This is a genomic window from Acinetobacter sp. LF10, from assembly GCF_048585715.1.
GTDB lineage: Bacteria > Pseudomonadota > Gammaproteobacteria > Pseudomonadales > Moraxellaceae > Acinetobacter.
The window spans coordinates 2,690,684-2,708,691 of sequence record NZ_CP184160.1 but is presented as its reverse complement, the minus strand read 5'-3'; the positions used below and the strand labels follow the sequence as shown (position 1 = coordinate 2,708,691).

The 18,008-nt window shown below is 38.8% G+C and carries 18 protein-coding genes; 7 read left to right on the top strand and 11 right to left on the bottom strand.

All coding sequences use genetic code 11. The annotated features are described in order from the left end of the window. Positions 1-30 precede the first annotated feature (30 nt). Positions 31-651, top strand: a complete 621-nt coding sequence (locus ACN19N_RS13050; RefSeq protein ID WP_420001495.1) for a MotA/TolQ/ExbB proton channel family protein — start codon at positions 31-33, stop codon at positions 649-651. Position 652: 1 nt separating this feature from the next. Next, positions 653-1,057: an ExbD/TolR family protein gene (locus tag ACN19N_RS13045; RefSeq protein ID WP_046738246.1), complete on the top strand. Its 405-nt coding sequence runs from the start codon at positions 653-655 to the stop codon at positions 1,055-1,057. A gap of 47 nt (positions 1,058-1,104) precedes the next feature. Here the strand turns inward: ACN19N_RS13045 and msrA are convergent, their stop codons facing one another. The 4 genes from msrA to thyA all read right to left on the bottom strand — a co-directional run bounded on the left by msrA (position 1,105) and on the right by thyA (position 4,418). Beyond that, positions 1,105-1,629 carry a peptide-methionine (S)-S-oxide reductase MsrA gene (gene msrA, locus ACN19N_RS13040; protein ID WP_046738247.1) on the bottom strand — a complete coding sequence of 175 codons (525 nt, stop codon included), beginning with the start codon at positions 1,627-1,629 and terminating at the stop codon, positions 1,105-1,107. 339 nt (positions 1,630-1,968) lie between these two features. Then, on the bottom strand, positions 1,969-3,024 hold the full coding sequence (locus ACN19N_RS13035) for a DUF4105 domain-containing protein (RefSeq protein WP_269239066.1): 1,056 nt from the start codon (positions 3,022-3,024) through the stop codon (positions 1,969-1,971). A gap of 20 nt (positions 3,025-3,044) precedes the next feature. After that, positions 3,045-3,554, bottom strand: coding sequence for a dihydrofolate reductase (locus ACN19N_RS13030; RefSeq protein ID WP_018677325.1), 510 nt, complete (start codon positions 3,552-3,554; stop codon positions 3,045-3,047). 21 nt (positions 3,555-3,575) lie between these two features. Continuing rightward, positions 3,576-4,418, bottom strand: coding sequence for a thymidylate synthase (gene thyA, locus ACN19N_RS13025; RefSeq protein WP_420001494.1), 843 nt, complete (start codon positions 4,416-4,418; stop codon positions 3,576-3,578). Between the two features lie 171 nt (positions 4,419-4,589). Between thyA and ACN19N_RS13020 the strand changes: the two genes are divergently transcribed. Next, a complete protein-coding gene (locus ACN19N_RS13020; RefSeq protein WP_420001493.1) occupies positions 4,590-5,414 on the top strand; it encodes a YwqG family protein in 825 nt (274 codons plus the stop codon). A gap of 45 nt (positions 5,415-5,459) precedes the next feature. On the opposite strand, the gene ACN19N_RS13015 is transcribed toward ACN19N_RS13020, so the two are convergent. The 3 genes from ACN19N_RS13015 to ACN19N_RS13005 form a co-directional block, all read right to left on the bottom strand. Continuing rightward, on the bottom strand, positions 5,460-6,035 hold the full coding sequence (locus ACN19N_RS13015) for a xanthine phosphoribosyltransferase (protein ID WP_004658926.1): 576 nt from the start codon (positions 6,033-6,035) through the stop codon (positions 5,460-5,462). 88 nt (positions 6,036-6,123) lie between these two features. Beyond that, a complete protein-coding gene (locus tag ACN19N_RS13010; RefSeq protein ID WP_420001492.1) occupies positions 6,124-6,828 on the bottom strand; it encodes a DUF3108 domain-containing protein in 705 nt (234 codons plus the stop codon). Between the two features lie 195 nt (positions 6,829-7,023). Continuing rightward, positions 7,024-7,704, bottom strand: a complete 681-nt coding sequence (locus tag ACN19N_RS13005; RefSeq protein ID WP_269239067.1) for a hypothetical protein — start codon at positions 7,702-7,704, stop codon at positions 7,024-7,026. 287 nt (positions 7,705-7,991) lie between these two features. Here ACN19N_RS13005 and ACN19N_RS13000 point away from each other — a divergent pair, with 287 nt between their 5' ends. Together ACN19N_RS13000 and ACN19N_RS12995 are read left to right on the top strand one after the other, a co-directional pair. Further along, on the top strand, positions 7,992-8,879 hold the full coding sequence (locus ACN19N_RS13000) for an energy transducer TonB (RefSeq protein ID WP_269228818.1): 888 nt from the start codon (positions 7,992-7,994) through the stop codon (positions 8,877-8,879). Positions 8,880-9,157: 278 nt separating this feature from the next. Next, the gene (locus tag ACN19N_RS12995) at positions 9,158-11,350 is read left to right on the top strand and encodes a TonB-dependent siderophore receptor (protein WP_420001491.1); all 2,193 of its coding nucleotides are present in this window, start codon (positions 9,158-9,160) and stop codon (positions 11,348-11,350) included. Positions 11,351-11,422: 72 nt separating this feature from the next. On the opposite strand, the gene ACN19N_RS12990 is transcribed toward ACN19N_RS12995, so the two are convergent. The 4 genes from ACN19N_RS12990 to miaB all read right to left on the bottom strand — a co-directional run bounded on the left by ACN19N_RS12990 (position 11,423) and on the right by miaB (position 15,015). Beyond that, positions 11,423-11,722, bottom strand: a complete 300-nt coding sequence (locus ACN19N_RS12990; RefSeq protein ID WP_269239069.1) for an antibiotic biosynthesis monooxygenase family protein — start codon at positions 11,720-11,722, stop codon at positions 11,423-11,425. A gap of 11 nt (positions 11,723-11,733) precedes the next feature. Continuing rightward, positions 11,734-12,219: an rRNA maturation RNase YbeY gene (gene ybeY, locus ACN19N_RS12985; RefSeq protein ID WP_241340123.1), complete on the bottom strand. Its 486-nt coding sequence runs from the start codon at positions 12,217-12,219 to the stop codon at positions 11,734-11,736. Between the two features lie 228 nt (positions 12,220-12,447). Beyond that, the gene (locus tag ACN19N_RS12980; protein WP_420001490.1) at positions 12,448-13,524 is read right to left on the bottom strand and encodes a PhoH family protein; all 1,077 of its coding nucleotides are present in this window, start codon (positions 13,522-13,524) and stop codon (positions 12,448-12,450) included. A 39-nt stretch (positions 13,525-13,563) separates the two neighbouring features. Beyond that, positions 13,564-15,015: a tRNA (N6-isopentenyl adenosine(37)-C2)-methylthiotransferase MiaB gene (gene miaB / locus ACN19N_RS12975; RefSeq protein WP_420001489.1), complete on the bottom strand. Its 1,452-nt coding sequence runs from the start codon at positions 15,013-15,015 to the stop codon at positions 13,564-13,566. Between the two features lie 299 nt (positions 15,016-15,314). Between miaB and ACN19N_RS12970 the strand changes: the two genes are divergently transcribed. Further along, positions 15,315-17,222: a transglycosylase SLT domain-containing protein gene (locus tag ACN19N_RS12970; protein WP_420002393.1), complete on the top strand. Its 1,908-nt coding sequence runs from the start codon at positions 15,315-15,317 to the stop codon at positions 17,220-17,222. 27 nt (positions 17,223-17,249) lie between these two features. After that, positions 17,250-17,936, top strand: coding sequence for a ribonuclease I (locus ACN19N_RS12965; protein ID WP_420001488.1), 687 nt, complete (start codon positions 17,250-17,252; stop codon positions 17,934-17,936). The last annotated feature ends 72 nt before the right edge of the window (positions 17,937-18,008 follow it).

The following is an 18,008-nucleotide window of genomic DNA, read 5'->3' as shown; positions in this document are numbered from 1 at the left end:
CTAGTGACAGATTAAATCAGGAGTTCGTATATGAACTTTTCAGTTTATTGGCAACATGCAGATGCAGTAAGTAAAACACTGTATTTCATCCTTTTAGCAATGTCTATTGCAACGTGGACGATCTTTATTCTACGTCTATTAGGAACACGCCAATTAAAGCAACAGGCGTATGGTCAACTTGTTCAAGCTTTGGCGACACTTAAAGCGAAGTTACAGCCTTTATCATTTGAACAACGTAAAGCAGTTGCTGAACAAGTATTGCTTCGCCAAATTTCGGCAGAAAAATCTCAAGCAGAAAAAGGTGTATCTGTTCTTGGAACGATTGCTTCACTTGCGCCATTTGTGGGTTTATTTGGTACAGTTTGGGGTATTTTCCATGCATTGGTTGCGGTAGGTACAAGTGGTCAGGCGGGTTTAGCTCAAGTTGCAACTCCTGTTGGTGAAGCATTGATCATGACTGGCTTGGGTTTATCTGTGGCGATTCCTGCGGTATTGGCTTACAACATTTGTGTACGTTTTAATCGTGGTTTAGCGCATGATTTACAAGATCAAGCACATAGCTTGTTAATTGATACGATGTTGCAGCAAGAAACACCTGTAAAGACAGAAACTAAAGCGACTCAACAAAGTTTAGTTGGAGGTCAAGCTTAAGATGGGCTTTCAATTGGGTGAAGACCACGACAGTGGCATGAATGAGATGAATCTCATTCCTCTGATCGACATTATGTTGGTATTGATGATTATCTTTTTAGTCACAGCAACGGTTGCTAACCCATCAATTCCATTAGCTTTACCAAAAACGACCGCTGACATTGTAGATCCACCACCAAAAGCAATCACCATCAGTATTAATGAAAAAGGTGAAGTGGCATGGGATGCTCAAATTATTAGTTTGGATGAGTTACAGACGCGTTTCCAAGAAGCAGGAAAAGCAGAAACAAAACCGACAGTACAGTTACGTGCTGATAAAGAATCAAAATACGACACAGTAGCGCAAGTCATGTCACGGGCGAGTGAAGCAGGGCTGAGTGATATTGCATTTGTGAGTGAAAACTAAAATTTGTTTCATAAAAAAAGCAACTCAGTGAGTTGCTTTTTTTATGCTTACTCTGTTTTGAGTAGTTCGAGATATTTTGAACGTAATTTTGACAGTTTTGGGGGAATGCTAAAATTGCAGTAACCTTGTGATGGATTACGGGCATAAAAATTTTGATGGTATTCTTCAGCAGGGTAAAATGTTGGTGCTGGGCTAAGTTCAGTTACGATATTGAGACCATCATTTTCTAAATCTTGAATAATTTTCTCCGCTTGCTGCTTTTGTTCATCATTAAAATAATAGACAACAGAACGGTATTGAGTGCCAATATCATTACCTTGGCGGTTTAACGTAGTTGGATCGTGGGTGGTAAAGAAAACATTTAGAAGTTGAGTATAATTGATTTGCTGTTCATCAAAGTCAATCAATACAACTTCTGCATGTTGAGTATTACCTTGGCAAACTTGATCATAACTTGGATTGTGAACGATACCACCAGCATAACCACTCACAACTTTTTCGACGCCTTTTAGTTGTAGAAAAACAGCTTCTACACACCAAAAGCAACCACCACCGAATAATGCTTGTTGCATAAATTTTCCCAATTTTTAATTCTAAGAATACTAATAAAGTATACGAAGTCACTGAAAAGTAAAAGCCCATTATCAATCAGAGATTTAGCTTTTTATGTCACAAAATCAAATAACTGATTCAGTATCCCTTATAAATTTCATAAAAATTCACCTAAGCCTTAGCATATTTTCCTATGTATTCATGATGTGGCATTTCTATCCACGATCTTGCAATAATTTGCGAGTGCTATTGTGGATTCGTGATCATCAAGTGAATGCATATATCTTGATTGATTTAAATCAATCAAGATGGACTATAGAAGGAGATTGAGTATTGTTTTGTTAAAAAAGCGAAATGGACTAATTTGCTTTTGGTAATCCATGTCGAATGATTTTCGAAAAATATTCACTGGATTGATCTGGTTGTTGTTCATATTTTTCAGCACGTGTATTAATCCATGCCAATTGATACCATTCTTTCATACTATAATTTTGATTAAGTGCTTTTAGATCAAAAAGATAGTTGGGTAAATAGCCTGAAGCCAGTAAACGATAATCTTTAGGTAAAGTTTGTGGGTTGATCGCTTGGATCATGTCAAAAACGAGCGTTGTACAATTACTTGTAAGCGTGTTGTACCATTTTGCTTCAGCACGTAATTCATCTGCTTTATGTAGATATTCGATAAATAACGCTTTACGTTCGGTTTGAGGCATTCTTATTGGAAATAAATAAACTTGTTCATGACGAATATTACTTCGCGTATAAATCAAATCTTTTTCATCAGAAGCCACTAAATTGAGTTCATATTTACGGAAAAAGCCACCAATCGCGGAAAATTCTTCTCCTTTTTCTTTGCGAATCTCGATAGAAAAAACCAAAGGTTTTTGATCTGAGAAATCGAAACTCACCAACGTATGCGCGATTTGAGGTCCCATCCAGTAGGATGTGATGACATTGACGCCTGTAATTTTATCTAGGTCAATTGTACGATTTTCCCAGCGAATGTCATAAGTGCCGTCTTTATGCCAATTAAAATTACGCACATTATGTAGCTGTACTAGATTGCCTTGCTTTTGGTAAGTAAGCTGCTCAGCGACTTCAGGGTTCCAGTCACGATCTTGGCGAGCCTCTAATGAAAAATACCAGACCAGTGAACAGGCAAAGGCAACACAGTAAATTAAAATATCAGTGCGGCGACTAAAAATATGCCCACTGACATAAACACCAAGTAGGCTGAGTGCAAACAGTGCCCAAAAAATGATAATGATTCGGCTAAAGATTGTTCCAAAAGGATGTTGAATCCAGAATGCCAGACATAACCAGATACTGGAGAGGATCACAAATAAGGCAAAAAAACTATGTAATAGCCCAATGCCTAACGCCAGTAAAAACTCACGTGATCCAATATTATGCATGATGACGCGCGATCCATTTTTTATTTTTGGTAGGTCGCAAACTCGAAAGCAATATTTGATTTTTCATCAATGTGTTGTTCTGAGTTTACTTTGCGAAAATCCTCAGAGATTTTTGGATAATGTGCATCGCCTTGTACATCTAAATCAACATGGGTTAATTCAAGACGATCGGCAATCGCAAGGGTTTGAGTAAAAATCTCTCCACCTCCAATAATAAATAAAGATGCTTTTTCAGAGTGTTGTACGTCTGTAAGTGCATGAGTTAAAGCATCTTCAATACTATGTGCTACTTTAACACCCTCAAATTGCCAATCTAAATCACGCGTGATGACCCAATTCACACGATTTGGAAGTGCGCGTCCCATTGACTCTAAGGTTTTACGCCCCATGATCACAACACCACCTTGGGTAATTGCCTTAAAGTGTTTGAGATCAGCGGAGATATGCCACGGTAAAGCATTGCCCTTGCCAATACAGTTATTTTTATCCATTGCGACTACGTGTACAACTTCAAGACCTTGCCATGCCATTTTGTATTCTCTCTGATCTATTTAAACTGCGACGGGTGCTTTAATAGCAGGGTATGACTCATAGCCAATAATTTCGATATCCTCAAATTTGAAGTCAAAAATATCAGTGATCTCAGGATTGAGCTTTAATTGACACAAAGGCAGAGGCTCACGGGTAAGTTGTAATTGTGCTTGCTCAAAGTGATTGGCATATAAATGAGTATCACCGCCTGTCCAAACAAAGTCACCTACACCTAAGCCGCAAACTTGAGCAATCATATGTGTAAGTAGGGCATAACTGGCAATATTAAATGGCACACCAAGAAATACATCAGCACTTCGTTGATACAGTTGGCATGACAGTTTGTTATCTTGTACGAAAAACTGAAACAGGGTATGGCAAGGTGGTAAAGCAACTTTAGCAGCTTCATTTGGGTTCCAACCTGAAACGATCAAACGACGTGAATTTGGATTAGTTTTAATTTCATTCACAAGCCATTGGATCTGATCAAAACCATTTTGCTGATAGCTACCATCTTCATTTTGGGTTGCGCCAAAGTTGCGCCATTGATGCCCGTAAACAGGACCAAGTTCACCCTCAGGGCGACCAAAACGTGCAGTTTGTTCCGCGGTTGCCCATTCATCCCAAATGCTGACTTTATTATCTTTGAGATATTGAACGTTGGTATCACCTTTCAGGAACCATAGTAGTTCAATCACGATAGAGCGAAAGTGTACTTTCTTGGTCGTTAATAGTGGAAAACCTTTAGAAAGATCAAAACGCATTTGATGACCAAATACTGAACGTGTACCCGTACCTGTACGATCGCCTTTATCGCCACCATTGTCGAGGATATGTTGTAAGAGGTTCAGGTATGTTTGCATCTTCACGCCTATCTTTGCTTTTGAACGCGCTGATTTTATCAGAATTTATGTGATAAATATCTTTTCAATTTGGCGACATTGATTGTCGCAGTCGAATCTTTATGCTCTGTTCGAGTATAGCCGATTGTTTTATATTAGATTCTATAAATAACGACATGGGTAATGAATACAATGAATTTTAAACCAGAAAGTTTGCCGAACAGTTTGCAGCCATTCTTAGAAAAAATTTCAGCTACTATTTTGCCAACAGTAACTTTACAGCTCAGTTCAAACGATGCCTTGACTGTATGGCAAAGTAAGATTGGGGGAGAACCGTACTTACCTTTGGATACTGCTTATCCTTTAGATTCTAATGGTAATCCTCTTGCTTTATTGGCTCAGTTTAATTTTGCGGAAATTCCAAGTTTACCTAATTTCCCAGACAAGGGAATTTTACAGTTCTATATTGCTGCAGATGATTTGTACGGGATGAATTTCGACGACCAACAGCAGCAATCTGGTTTTAGGGTTTTGTACTTTGATCAAGTGATTGAGGATGCATCACAATTAAAACAGGACTTTTCTGAGTTTGAGTTGGGCGAAGAGGATTATTTACCTTTTACTGGACAATACTCGATTGAATTTACCTTAACCAAGCAACCAATCAGTTTGGGTGATTTCGCTTTTGCGCCGAAAATCTTAGGGACTGAAGACCTTTATGGTTTTGAAGATCAATTTGAGGGTGGTGATTTTGAAAATGATTTCATTGAACCTTATCATGAACTTTTATCTGCAAGTGGGCACCGTTTAGGCGGTTATCCATTTTTTACCCAAACTGATCCACGTCAATATAATGCAAATATTCAGGATTATATTCTACTATTTCAGTTGGATAGCGAAGATGCAGAGAATGAGATTATGTGGGGAGATTCAGGTGTTGGGAATTTCTTTATTCACCCTGAAGACTTAAAGAAGCGAGATTTTTCTAAAGTATTGTATAACTGGGATTGTTACTAAATAAAAAAGCGGATGATCACTCATCCGCTTTTTTATTTTAAAAACTTATTCACTGATGAAAGTAACTTTGCCATCAGTCAAAGACTCAACACGTGCTAAAGACTCAACACGATAGCCTTTTTCAAGTAATACATCACGACCAGGTTGGAATGACTTTTCAATCACGATACCTACACCAACAACTTCAGCATTTGCCTGATGAATCAAGTCGATTAAACCTAATGCCGCTTGACCATTGGCCAAGAAATCATCAATCACAAGCGCCTTATCTGTTGCGTTAAGATGCTTGTTTGAAATCGCAATGGTGCTTTCAGTTTGTTTGGTGAACGAGAACACTTTAGAACGGTAAAGATCATCTTTGAGTGTTAATGACTGGTATTTTCGAGCAAAAATCACAGGAACACCGAGTTCTAAACCTGTCATGATCGCAGGTGCGATCCCTGATGCTTCGATGGTAATAATTTTAGTAATGCCAGCATCTTTAAAGCGGGCAGCAAACTCTTTACCAATCTGTTGCATTAACACAGGGTCAATTTGGTGATTTAAGAAAGCATCGACTTTCAAAACCTGATCAGATAGAACGATACCTTCATTTAAGATTTTCTGTTCTAAAGCGTACACGGGAGAATCCTCTAAACGGATGCTTATTCAAGCAAAGGCATATTTTAAAAAGCATCTAAAAAATTGCAAGTTAAAATTGACCAGATGGTTAGTTGGTTTTACCTGAATAGCCTGTTAATAATAAGCCATAAGAAGATTTCCCATCATTATGTGCCATTTTTACAGGGAGATAATCCAGTTTTGGTGCTAACCAAAATACGGTATTACGTTCTGGTTTATCGTGTTGCATAACGACTTTAATGGTACTGAACGTCCCATAATTGGTTTTGATGTTTTCAGTGCCTTGCTTAACAAAACGGCGTTCATCTAAGGCTTTTGCATCAGCAATTAAATATTTGGTTCTAAGTGAATTACTTTTTAAATCCTCACGGATTTGCAATTCAGCATTCAACTCATCTAACGCACCTGCTTGCCATGGGAATGAGCGGGCGGTGTCATCTTTTTTCGTATTCACAACTTTAGTGTTTGGATTAAAGTTAATACTCATGGTGTTGTTGTGAATTAAAATTTTACTGCTACGGCTAAATTTTTGTGAAGTAATTTTATTATCCGCAAAACTAAATTGACTTGTTTCCGAGGCTGAAGCAATTCCGCCTGCTTTTGCACTAAACTGATAGGTCCAATTATTTCCTTGTTGCGAAAGTGTACGTGTCGCTGAACCGAGGTTTTTGTTGTTGTAGCTAAATTGATAGCTTGCTTGGAAAGGTGCCATTGCTAGAGCATGGCTAGACATGCTGACACTGAACAGGGCAGCCGACGTAATACTCACTACTTTCAATAATTTCTTTGTCATCACGCTATATATCCTTTGAATGATCATCAATGAGCAATCATTCATTTATCATTAAGATTTGTGATTATTATGCCTGTAGATTATGAAGAAAAAATCAGGTTTTTTACTCAATGCTTGTTAATTTTTCGTATAAATCATGATGGTATTTGAGTAAGTGGCATAAATCTTAAATTCATACCACCCTGTTCAATACGATTATTTTCTAGTGTCTTTTTGCTGAATTGGCGTGACTTCTGTGTCATCTAATCCTTCTTCATCAAAGTCATCTTCATTTGGCGGATACAAAATGGCAGCCAAATTGACGTTCCCCCAAACAATCAGTTCGGCTGGACGGACTCTCGCGCGGTTCACATGAACTTTACTCAGTGTTTCAATAATACTTGCTTTCTTTTTAAACCAGCGATTTAAATCTAAATAAAGCAATTCATCTTTGACTGAAACAACTTCAAAATGCTCTAAGATTTTTCCTAGAGGATCTTCATCACGAAATTTTTGGTAATACCAAATCGCAATATAAAATCCCCATTTTTGGAAAATATTCTTAAATGATGCTTCAATCACTTGTGTATTACTAATTTGTTCGAATACCATCAGTTGAACATCTTTATTCATTTCCATTTGAATAAGTTTTAAATCAACGGATAAGGTGGTATGCAGCCCTTTGACATCAATCGTGGCATATAAACGTAGCCATCCATCATATAGATCAGCGTGTAGGTCTTGAATAATTCCAACTTTTTCTGTGACATAACGCTCCATTGTCGCATTGACAAAAACTTGTGAAAGTGCAAATTCTCTTTCTTCTTCAATGAATTCTTCTGCTTTTTGGTAAACTTTACGTAGACGTTTAACAACGGATGAAATTAGCGTTTGCATAAAAGTTGTTCCAGAAAGTGAATTGATTATAGATTTTTTGATGTTTCTAACCGAACTCAATCATCAATAAATCTGACGGCAATACCACGATCTTTGTATTAGCTAAAAAATAAAAATAAATTTCTGACTTGCAGTGTAGCAAAATTAATTGATACATTTTCATAAAATGATGGTACGGAAACACTGTGACTATAAGTGGATCACATTTTTTTAATATTTTGAATATTAGTTTGGTTTTATACGGTGATTGCTGTTGGGGATGAGACATATTTTGTCGCTTGAATGCCATGTGGAATAAAAGAAATTTTCGTTCAGTACTGTCCCCTTACTGGTGGCAAGATCCAATTTTTATCGGGGCAGTTGCGTTAGCGATGCTTCTACATGGTGCTGTGCTTGCAATTCAGTTCGCAATGCCATCACCTACAGATACATCAACCAAAGAAATCGCAGTTACGGTTCGTACAAGTCAAGAAAAAGTCAAAGATGCCGACTTCTTGGCGCAAGCTGATCAAAAAGGTTCAGGTGATTTTCGTGAAGCACATCGTATGTCGAGTGATATGCCAGCTCCGATGGAAGCAGATGCGACAACAGGAGAGTCAGAGCTCGAGAGTTTAGAGAAAGTCCAGCAAAAACGAGAATTAAAATTTGAAGAAAAAGTGCTCATGACGGTTTTAAGCTGGCAGAAGCAAGCAGAGCAAACTGAACGTAAAAAAACCTTAGATGAGTTACAGAGTCAATTTCAAGCCAAAGCCGCGATGGTTGCGAGCTTGGAAGCACAATATTTACAACATCAGCAAAATTTTAGTCGTAAACAACGTATTAAAACAGTAGATGGGATTCAGGCAAAACAAGATGCATCAGCAGCTTATCTTGATAAATTTCGTCAGAAAGTTGAACTATATGGTAATCGTTATTATCCAGATGAAGCGAAACAACGACATTTATCGGGTGAAGTGCGTTTAATGGTCATTCTGAATGCCGAAGGTGGAATTCGAGCAATTCGTCTTATAGAAAGTTCTGGACATCCCATTTTAGATGAAGCGGCAAAAGCTTCGGTGCGCCGTGGAGCACCTTTTGGACCCTTTGATAACAATATGAAAAAGGACATTTCTGAATTACGAATTATTCGAACATGGCGCTTTGATCCTGTCGATGCGGAATTTGAAGTACATTAAAAGAGTGTACTTCTTTTTTGTTGTATTTTATAAAAATAAATAAAATAATAAAAATCAATGTATTAATTTTTAGAAAAACATATAATTTAGATTATTAGATAAAAAACAAATAATTGAGTTTAATCGTTAGAGCTTGAATTGATAACAAAAACAATTATCATTTGCATTATATTTTGAGCTAATTCTCCTTTTGAAAATGAATGCATCCTTCTTTAAATTTATCGGGGGAATGAGATGCATGTTTTCAAGACCGTTCCCTTGCAATAAGGACATATTTCATGCATCAACCTCCAACTTTAAACCTGTTTAAAGCCCGCCCACTGGTATTGGCAATGGCTGCGATCCTGTTACCTTCATTGGCTTTTGCAGAAGAAGAAGCTAAAGAAAATGCAAAATTGCCAACGATTACCATCAAAGCAGAAGAAGGGGCTTTTGCTGTAACTGAAGGAAAGAAAAGTTATACAGCTAAAAGTACCAATACGTCGACCAAACTCAATTTATCGCTTAGAGAAACACCACAATCGGTCAAAGTTCTCACCCGTGAGTATTTGGATGATGCAAATATTACATCGTTTCAGGACTTGTTAAATAACGTCACAGGCGTGACTGTGAACCAGTGGGATGAACGTCAGTACCCAACAGCACGTGGTTTTGATGTTGACTATTATCTGTTTGATGGTGTTCCAAGCAATGTTGGAATGGAAGCCAATGATCCTGATTTAACCATGTACGATCGGGTTGAACTGGTGAAAGGCGCAAATGGTTTGATGACAGGTGCTGGGAATCCTGCAATTGCAATTAACATGATTCGAAAACATGCTAATGCGAAAGAGTTGACAGGGAATGTCAGCACTTCTTTGGGCTCATGGAATGCATGGTCAAGTTCAGCAGATATTTCCACACCATTAAATGCCGATGGCAGTGTCCGTGGTCGTGTCGTCGTGAAGCACGAGGATACGGATTCGTATATGGATCGCTACGAAAAAACTAATAATGTTGCTTATGTGGTGGTTGATGCTGATATCACGGATAAAACCTATGTTTCTGTAGGTGCTGGTTATCAAAACCTAGAGAGGGATGGTGTACGTTGGGGAGGGTTACCAGCTTTCTATACCGATGGTACACGAACTAATTTTGACCGTTCGAAAACAGTTTCTTCTGATTGGACGTTTTGGGATACGGATACCACCACGGCTTTTGCGACATTGAAGCAGAATCTATTTAACGATATCAATTTGAATGTGAACTACGCTTACCGCGAAGTAAAACAAGACACGGCTTTATTATATCTAGGTTCAAGTTATGACAGTGACGGAAACGTTGTTCCAAACTCTGGGCGAGTAGATAAAGCAACCAATACGGGTTTTGGTTCATTGATGACTTGGTCAGATATAACAAAGACCAAAGAAAATAATATTGATACCTATCTCTCAGCACCTTTTATGCTGGGGGGGGTAAAGCAGGAAATTGTTGCAGGTTTTATGTATAACCAAAGCAAGAAAGATAAGTGGTATTCAGGAACGCCGCCGATTGGATCAGGTGCTGTACTCGATTTTGATCATCCAAATATTCCATTAATTGGCGCAATTCAGAATAATAACTTGTATCAACCTCCAAATAAGACCACACAAACAGGTGCTTATCTTGCAGGCAAGTTTAGCTTATTAGAGCCATTGAAGTTAATTACAGGTGTTCGTGTATCTAATTGGAAATATGAAAGTGACGATGGTGTAGGCAATCGAGAATTTAATAATGAAGTCACGCCGTATGCAGGTTTAGTTTTTGATTTCCTTGATAATTATTCTTGGTATACAAGTTATACCAGTATCTTTAAGCCAGAAGATAAAAGAGATGTTAATCGCCAATACCTTGATCCAAGAGAAGGTGAAAGCTATGAAACTGGTTTAAAAGGCGAGTTTTTGGATGGGAAGCTGAATGCAGCTCTATCAGTATTTAAAACTCAACAAGATAATGTTGCAGAAGAGATTAATGGTGTTTTTGTACCCGATGCAAATGGTAACCCTACCAATGAAAAAGCTTATCGCAGTGTGGATGGTGTTGAAAGTAAAGGGGTTGAGTTTGAATTAGATGGGGAAATTAGAGATAACTGGAACCTGAGTTTTGGTGTTGCACATTTCAATGCCAAAGATGCAAAAGGTGAAGAAGTTCAAACTATGTCTTCAAGAACCAGTGCCAATCTCTTTACCAAATATACGCTCGATAAATGGAGTGTTGGTGGTGGGCTAAACTATAAGAGCAAATTTTATACTGGAGAAGGCAGTCAACGTATTAGCCAAGATGCATATGCTTTAGTAAACTTAATGGTGGGCTATGATATTGATTCAAATATCAAAGCGCAGGTTAACTTGAATAATATATTTGATAAAAAATATTATACGGGTATTGGGAGTAACAGTATGGTCTATGGTTCACCTCGTAACGTGACTTTGACGCTACGCTACCAATTCTAATTATCTTGAGAAATAAAAAAACGGCTGAATTCAGCCGTTTTTTATTGAAGATGTGGATAAGTTTGCATCTATTCACAAGCTATTTTGATTTGAATAAGCACGTTCAACTGTGCAGATTTCCACACTAAAATCCTGATACCATTTTTCTTTGCCCAAACGCTGAGCAACTAAATGTTCTGCATCGCGTTGCCACTGCTTGATATCTTCAAGACTGTTCCAGTAAGACAACGCGATTTCAAAACCATTTTCACTACACACTTCAAATTTGACACAGTTAAATTGACTCAAGGCTTTATTTCTCAGCTTCTGTGCCATTTCAGAGTAAGTTGCATCAAGTTGTTTGATCGTAGCTTTAAAAATAACGATATACATAGTGTCTTAAATTAGCTTTCATCTGCTTGATAAGGGTTGGCGATCCCTAGTTTTTTTAGAATCTCAATTTCTAAGGCTTCCATTTCTTCAGCTTCAGCTTCACTGGTTTCATGATCGTAGCCAAGTAAATGTAAAACGCCATGAACCAGTAAATGGGTGAAATGATCAATAGGTGTTTTTTGCTGTTCAGAGGCTTCTTGTAAAACCACAGGGATACAAATCACCAAGTCACCTAAAGGTTCAGCATCCAGTAAGTTGAGCATTTCTTCAGGAATGTCGCTTGGGAAAGATAACACATTGGTCGGTTTATCTTTTTCACGATATTGCAGATTCAGCTCATGGCTTTCTGCGAGGTCGACGCAGGCAATTCCGATTTCGCAGTCTACGTCGAAACCGACATGACGGAGTGTGGTTTCAATCTGCTTTTTAATTTGACCACGTTTTAGTGGTAATTCATTCGCTTGAAAGTCTTGCTGAAGACTTAAATTGATTTTCAAAATAGATCCTTAAAATCGTCCCTCTTTATAAAAAGTAAGGTTATCAAGTTCTAAGTTTGCTTAATTTCAGACCTCTCCCTAACCCTATCCTTGTAGGAGAGGGAACATCACGAATCATATAATCATTGGATTCGTAAAAGTCTCTCTCCTTTTAGGAGAGAGACTTAGAGAGAGGTTCTATAAGAACTTGCCAGCACTACTTTATAAAAAGGGGAGTGAGGGGGATTTTTAAATGTGTTGTGCATCTGCCGCAGAATCATTTTCTGCAATCAGTGCTTCTTGTTTGGCTTTGCGTTCAGCACGAGCTTGAGCAGACAGGCGTTGCTGTTCACTGTCCCAACCTTCGTAAGCTTCAACAATTTTTTGTACCAATTGGTGTCGAACCACATCACGTGAATGGAAACGGGTGATATGAATTTCATGAACATTTTCCAGTACACGTAATGCTTGTGCTAAGCCCGATTGTTGCCCACGCGGTAAGTCAACCTGTGTAACGTCACCTGTAATCACGGCACGTGAACCAAAACCTAAACGGGTAAGGAACATTTTCATCTGTTCTGGTGTGGTGTTTTGTGCTTCATCTAAAATGACGAATGAATGGTTCAGCGTGCGTCCACGCATGTAGGCAAGCGGAGCAACCTCAATCACTTGGCGTTCAATCAGTTTGGCCACTTTTTCAAAACCCAGCATTTCATATAGAGCATCGTAAAGTGGGCGTAAGTAGGGATCGATTTTTTGGGTCAAGTCACCCGGTAGAAAACCAAGTTTCTCGCCAGCTTCAACCGCAGGACGAACCAGTAAGATTCGTTGGATTTCATTACGTTCTAACATATCAACAGCAGCAGCAACTGCTAGATAGGTTTTACCTGTCCCTGCTGGGCCAATACCGAAGGAAATATCACTTTGTAAAATACGTTGTACATAACGCTTTTGATTGGCACCACGAGGATTGATTCGCCCTTTGCGGGTCTGTAACCAAACGCTATCTAAGCCTGTATGTTCTTGTTCCGAATCATCCATGAAATCACGATCTGTCTGTGAACCTTGGATCATCAAATGTAAAACATCGGCACTGATTTGTGAGGAAATTTCTGATTCTTGATAAAGCCGTTGCAATAGTGCTTCGGCTCTTTCAACTGTTTCTATATCACCGTCTAGATAAAAGGCATCGCCTCGGTGAGTAATTTTGACATCTAAACGTTGTTCGATTTGTTTTAAATGCCCGTTATACGCACCGAGCATGCTTTTCAAACGTTCCATGGAAATTTCAGGGAACGTTACTGTACGTCGAATCGCTGCAGTCAAGAGAAACCCTTTTTGTTGACTTGTAAGAATACCCTTACATTACGCCACGTCAGGTTCAAGATTCAAGAGTTCACCATAAACTAAATTTAAAGTTTTAATTTCAGTGATCTCGATCTCTGCGAAACGTCCAACCCATGTCGCATCACCGATAAATGTAACCAAACGAGTATTGTCTGCTGTGCCAACCAATACATTTGGATCTTTATCCGAAACTTTCTCAATCAGCACACGTTCAATCTTGCCGAGCATGGCATCTGTTTTATCAATACTAGATTGTTTGATCACTTGCTGTACTTGTGCTAAACGATCTTTTTTGACTTGTTCAGGGGTGCTATCAGGTAGGTCAGAAGCTGGTGTACCTGGACGTTTTGAGTACACAAAACTATAAGAATGATCGAAATCTAAATCTTTAATGAACTGTAAGGTTTCAGCAAAATGCTGATCTGTTTCACCTGGGAAACCAATAATAAAGTCGCTCGATAAATGCATATCTGGGCGGACTTTACGTAATTTGGCAATTTTATCGATGTAGACATCAATGGTGTGGTTACGTTTCATGGCTTGCAGTACATCGTTTGAACCACTTTGTACTGGCAGATGTAAATGTGAAACCATTTGTGGTAAATCACGATAGCATTGAATTAAATCATCAGAAAATTCAAGCGGATGAGAAGTTGTATAGCGTAAACGTCCAATACCCGGAATTTCTGCAACTAAACGCAGCAGTTCAGGGAAAGTGCAAATTTCACCTTCAAACGTTTCACCACGATAGCCATTCACGTTTTGACCAAGCAAGCTGATCTCACGCACGCCTTTTTCAGCTAAGCCCGCGATTTCAGCCAATACATCATCGAGTGGACGAGAAACCTCTTCACCACGAGTATAAGGTACGACACAGAATGAACAGTATTTCGAACAACCTTCCATGATTGAAACGAATGCTTTAAAGCCTTCCACACGTGGCTCAGGCAAAAAGTCGAACTTTTCAATATCTGGGAAAGAAATATCAACCAGCTTGATTTTTTCTTTCTTTGGCTTTTCAACTTGAGCTTGATGTTGATCCAACATTTGTGGCAAACGATGCAAGGTTTGTGGACCAAATACCATATCGACGTATGGTGCACGTTTTTGAATGTTGTCACCTTCTTGAGAGGCAACGCAGCCACCGACACCAATCACCAGATCAGGATTTTGTTCTTTCAGCTTACGCCAGCGACCTAAGCCACTGAACACTTTTTCTTGTGCTTTTTCGCGAATTGAGCAGGTGTTCATGAGCAGAATGTCTGCATCATTTGGATTGTCGGTGAGTACATAACCATGTGAATCACCCAATAAGTCTGCCATACGATGACTGTCATACTCATTCATCTGACACCCTTGCGTTTCAATATATAACTTTTTAATTGAAACATCAGTGGTGTGCGTTGGCTGGGTAACAGTGTTTTCTGAAGCAGCTTTTACAGCACTTGGAATGAATGTTTGAACCGTCATGCAGGCTCCTAAACAAGGTGGATTTAAACAAACCGCGGATTATAGCAGTATTTTTACAAGAACGCAGAGAATAAAAAACTGACAAAAATGGACAGTTTGTGAATAAAAATGGATAAATTTTAATGAATATGAATCAGTAAGTTACATAACACAACAATAGTTGGAACTTAGACTTATTACACTATAATGGCGGGCAAAATTGAGCAAACGTATTGATGAAGATGAATAAACATCCCCAATTTATAACAATGGTTAGCAATAAAGTGAATAATAAGAAAAGCTTCCGTCGACTTGTTGCGATGGGAGGTGTGGTGATCTGCTCATCAGTATATGCTCTAGACGAACAATTTAATGATGCTCTACGTGCTGCAAGTTCTGGCAATGTTGCATTGCTCGATCAATACCAATATGAAATGCAAAATGATGCGCTAGGCTATTATCCAGAATATTGGAAACTCAATAACAATCTTGGATTACAACCCGCATCTTCAATTATCGCTTTTGCGCAACGTTATCCGCAATCAGCGATGGCTGAAAAATTAGCAGCAGATTATGTCGAGGAAAAAGTAAAACAAGCCAGTTTTAATGAAGTAAAACCTGTACTCAGCTATGTCACTAATCCTGACCAAGAAGAGAGTTGTGCGGTTGCACAAGTCCGTGCCAAAACGGGTGATAGTCTGGTTTTTGCTGAATATAAAGATATTTGGTTAACGACAAGTACACAGCCTGAATCGTGTAATGGTTTAGGGCGACTGATGTTATCTAGTCCTCTGATGACTGCTCAAGATCGTCAACAACGACTTTGGGGACAACTAAGAGCAGGTCAATCTGGTTTAGCGATTGCGACTGCTCAAACTATAGGTCTGGATTTGTCCTTGGCTCAGTTGAATCAGATCCAAGCGAATCCATTGGCATATTTATGGAATGCTCCTAAAGCTAGCGATACTGATTATGCATATCTAATTTTTGCATTGGGACGTGTCGCAGACAGTGATTTCACCAATGCTTTAGGAAATATTCAGCGTGTTGCACAAGATACTCCTCAATCTGTACAAAAATATTTATATCGTACGATAGGTTATGTGGGTGGAACGACGGTCATGAAGAATGGCTTTAACCGAGAAGTGTTAAATGCCTATGATCAAAGTTATGGTTATCCGTTTAGTCCAGAAGAAGCAGAAATTTATGCGCGCCAAGCGATTCGTTTTGGTGCTTGGGAAAGTTTAATTCGTGCAATTGATGCGATGTCAATCACGCAGAAACAAGAAGATCGTTGGCAGTACTGGCTTGCTCGTGCGTCTGAGCAGCGCTCAGATGCTCCTTCAAAGCAAGCTGCTCAACAGATTTACCGTAAGCTGGCACAAAGTGGAGATGATTATCATAACTTGCTAGCCAAAGATCGTTTAGGTGAACGTTATAATCATCAGCCTTATAACGAGCAACCAAGTTCACAAGATATTCAACGTTTAAACCAAAATATCCACTTTAAACGTGCATTCGCGTTAAAAAATATTGATGCACCAGCAAATTACATTAATCGCGAATGGAATTGGGCAGTCCGCCAAGCGTATTTGCAGCATGATGATGGTTTACTTTTAGCTGCCGCTAAGCAAGCGCATGATATTGGTTGGTATGACCGAGCAATCTATGCCGCAGACCGTACAACCTCGCGCCATAATGATACTTACCGTTATACAACACCACACCGTAGTAATGTCACGAGTCACAGTTACAATGCTGGTATTGATCCAGCTTGGGCATATGGTTTAATGCGCCAAGAAAGTCGGTTTGTTACATCAGCACGTTCACATGTGGGTGCAGGTGGTTTAATGCAAATTATGCCGAATACTGCAAAGTTAGTTGCACGACAAATGGGTGAAACTTATAACCCAGCGGCTCTCAGTGAAATGAATATCAATATTCGTTATGGGACATACTATCTGTCAATGATTCAAAGCCAGCTGAGTGGCAATGCTGTATTAGCAACAGCAGGTTACAATGCTGGCCCAAATCGTGCAAAACGATGGCAGCCAGATTTTCAAACCATGGCGGCTGATCAATACACAGAAACTATTCCATTGTTGGAAACACGTGATTACGTCAAACATGTGATGACCAATGCGACGCATTATGGTGTTGTGTTAGGGTTAGGCGCGCAATCCTTAGAAAAAAGGATGGGGACAATACCAGTGCGCAATGAACCTTAAAGAAGCAAAGACATTTAATTTGAAATAATGAAGTTTTTATATTTGATGAAATTTATGAATTTATTCAAGGGACGGTTAGTTCGATCATTGCAGATCTTGATCTGTTACTTGGTTATGTCACTTGCTGCTCCGTTACATGCTGCAGAGAACCCTGATATTTCGGGTTATGTGATGCATGTTCAAATGACTCCCGCAGCTTGTTCCTTTGATTCATCAAGACAAAAACAGCGTAAATGTTTAGAGGGTTATTCTCTTACTATCGCAAGCTTATTGCCAGAAGTTCCTTTAAATCGGGATTGTTCCACTAAAACTTCTGCGAAATTATCTCCCTTGCAAGCTAAAGTTGTGGCGCGTGTAATGCCCGATGAAAATGCACGTGTGCAACTTTGGAAAGATGTTGGAGGATGTATGTCGATGAATGCTAGTCAATATTTTAGAACGATTATTAATTTTGCTGAGCGCTTAAAAGTACCTGCTGATTTAACGAGTCCGAATACCATTGAAGTTCAAAAAGAAAACCTTCGACAACAATTCATGAAACTAAACCCCTCATTACCTCCTACAGGAATTCGCTTTACTTGTCAGTCTTCAAAATTTGATTCTATTTTGACTGAGATTCGGGTGTGTTATCAAAAAAATGGGCAATACAAACAATGTGCAAGTCATATTGTGACGGGATGTCCAAATGAATTTACAATTAAAGGCAGTTATTAAGCTTTTTCTTCAATTAATTTGTATTTTCTATCAGACTTTTGTTGAAATCCATTCTCTTTTAAATGCATCTGT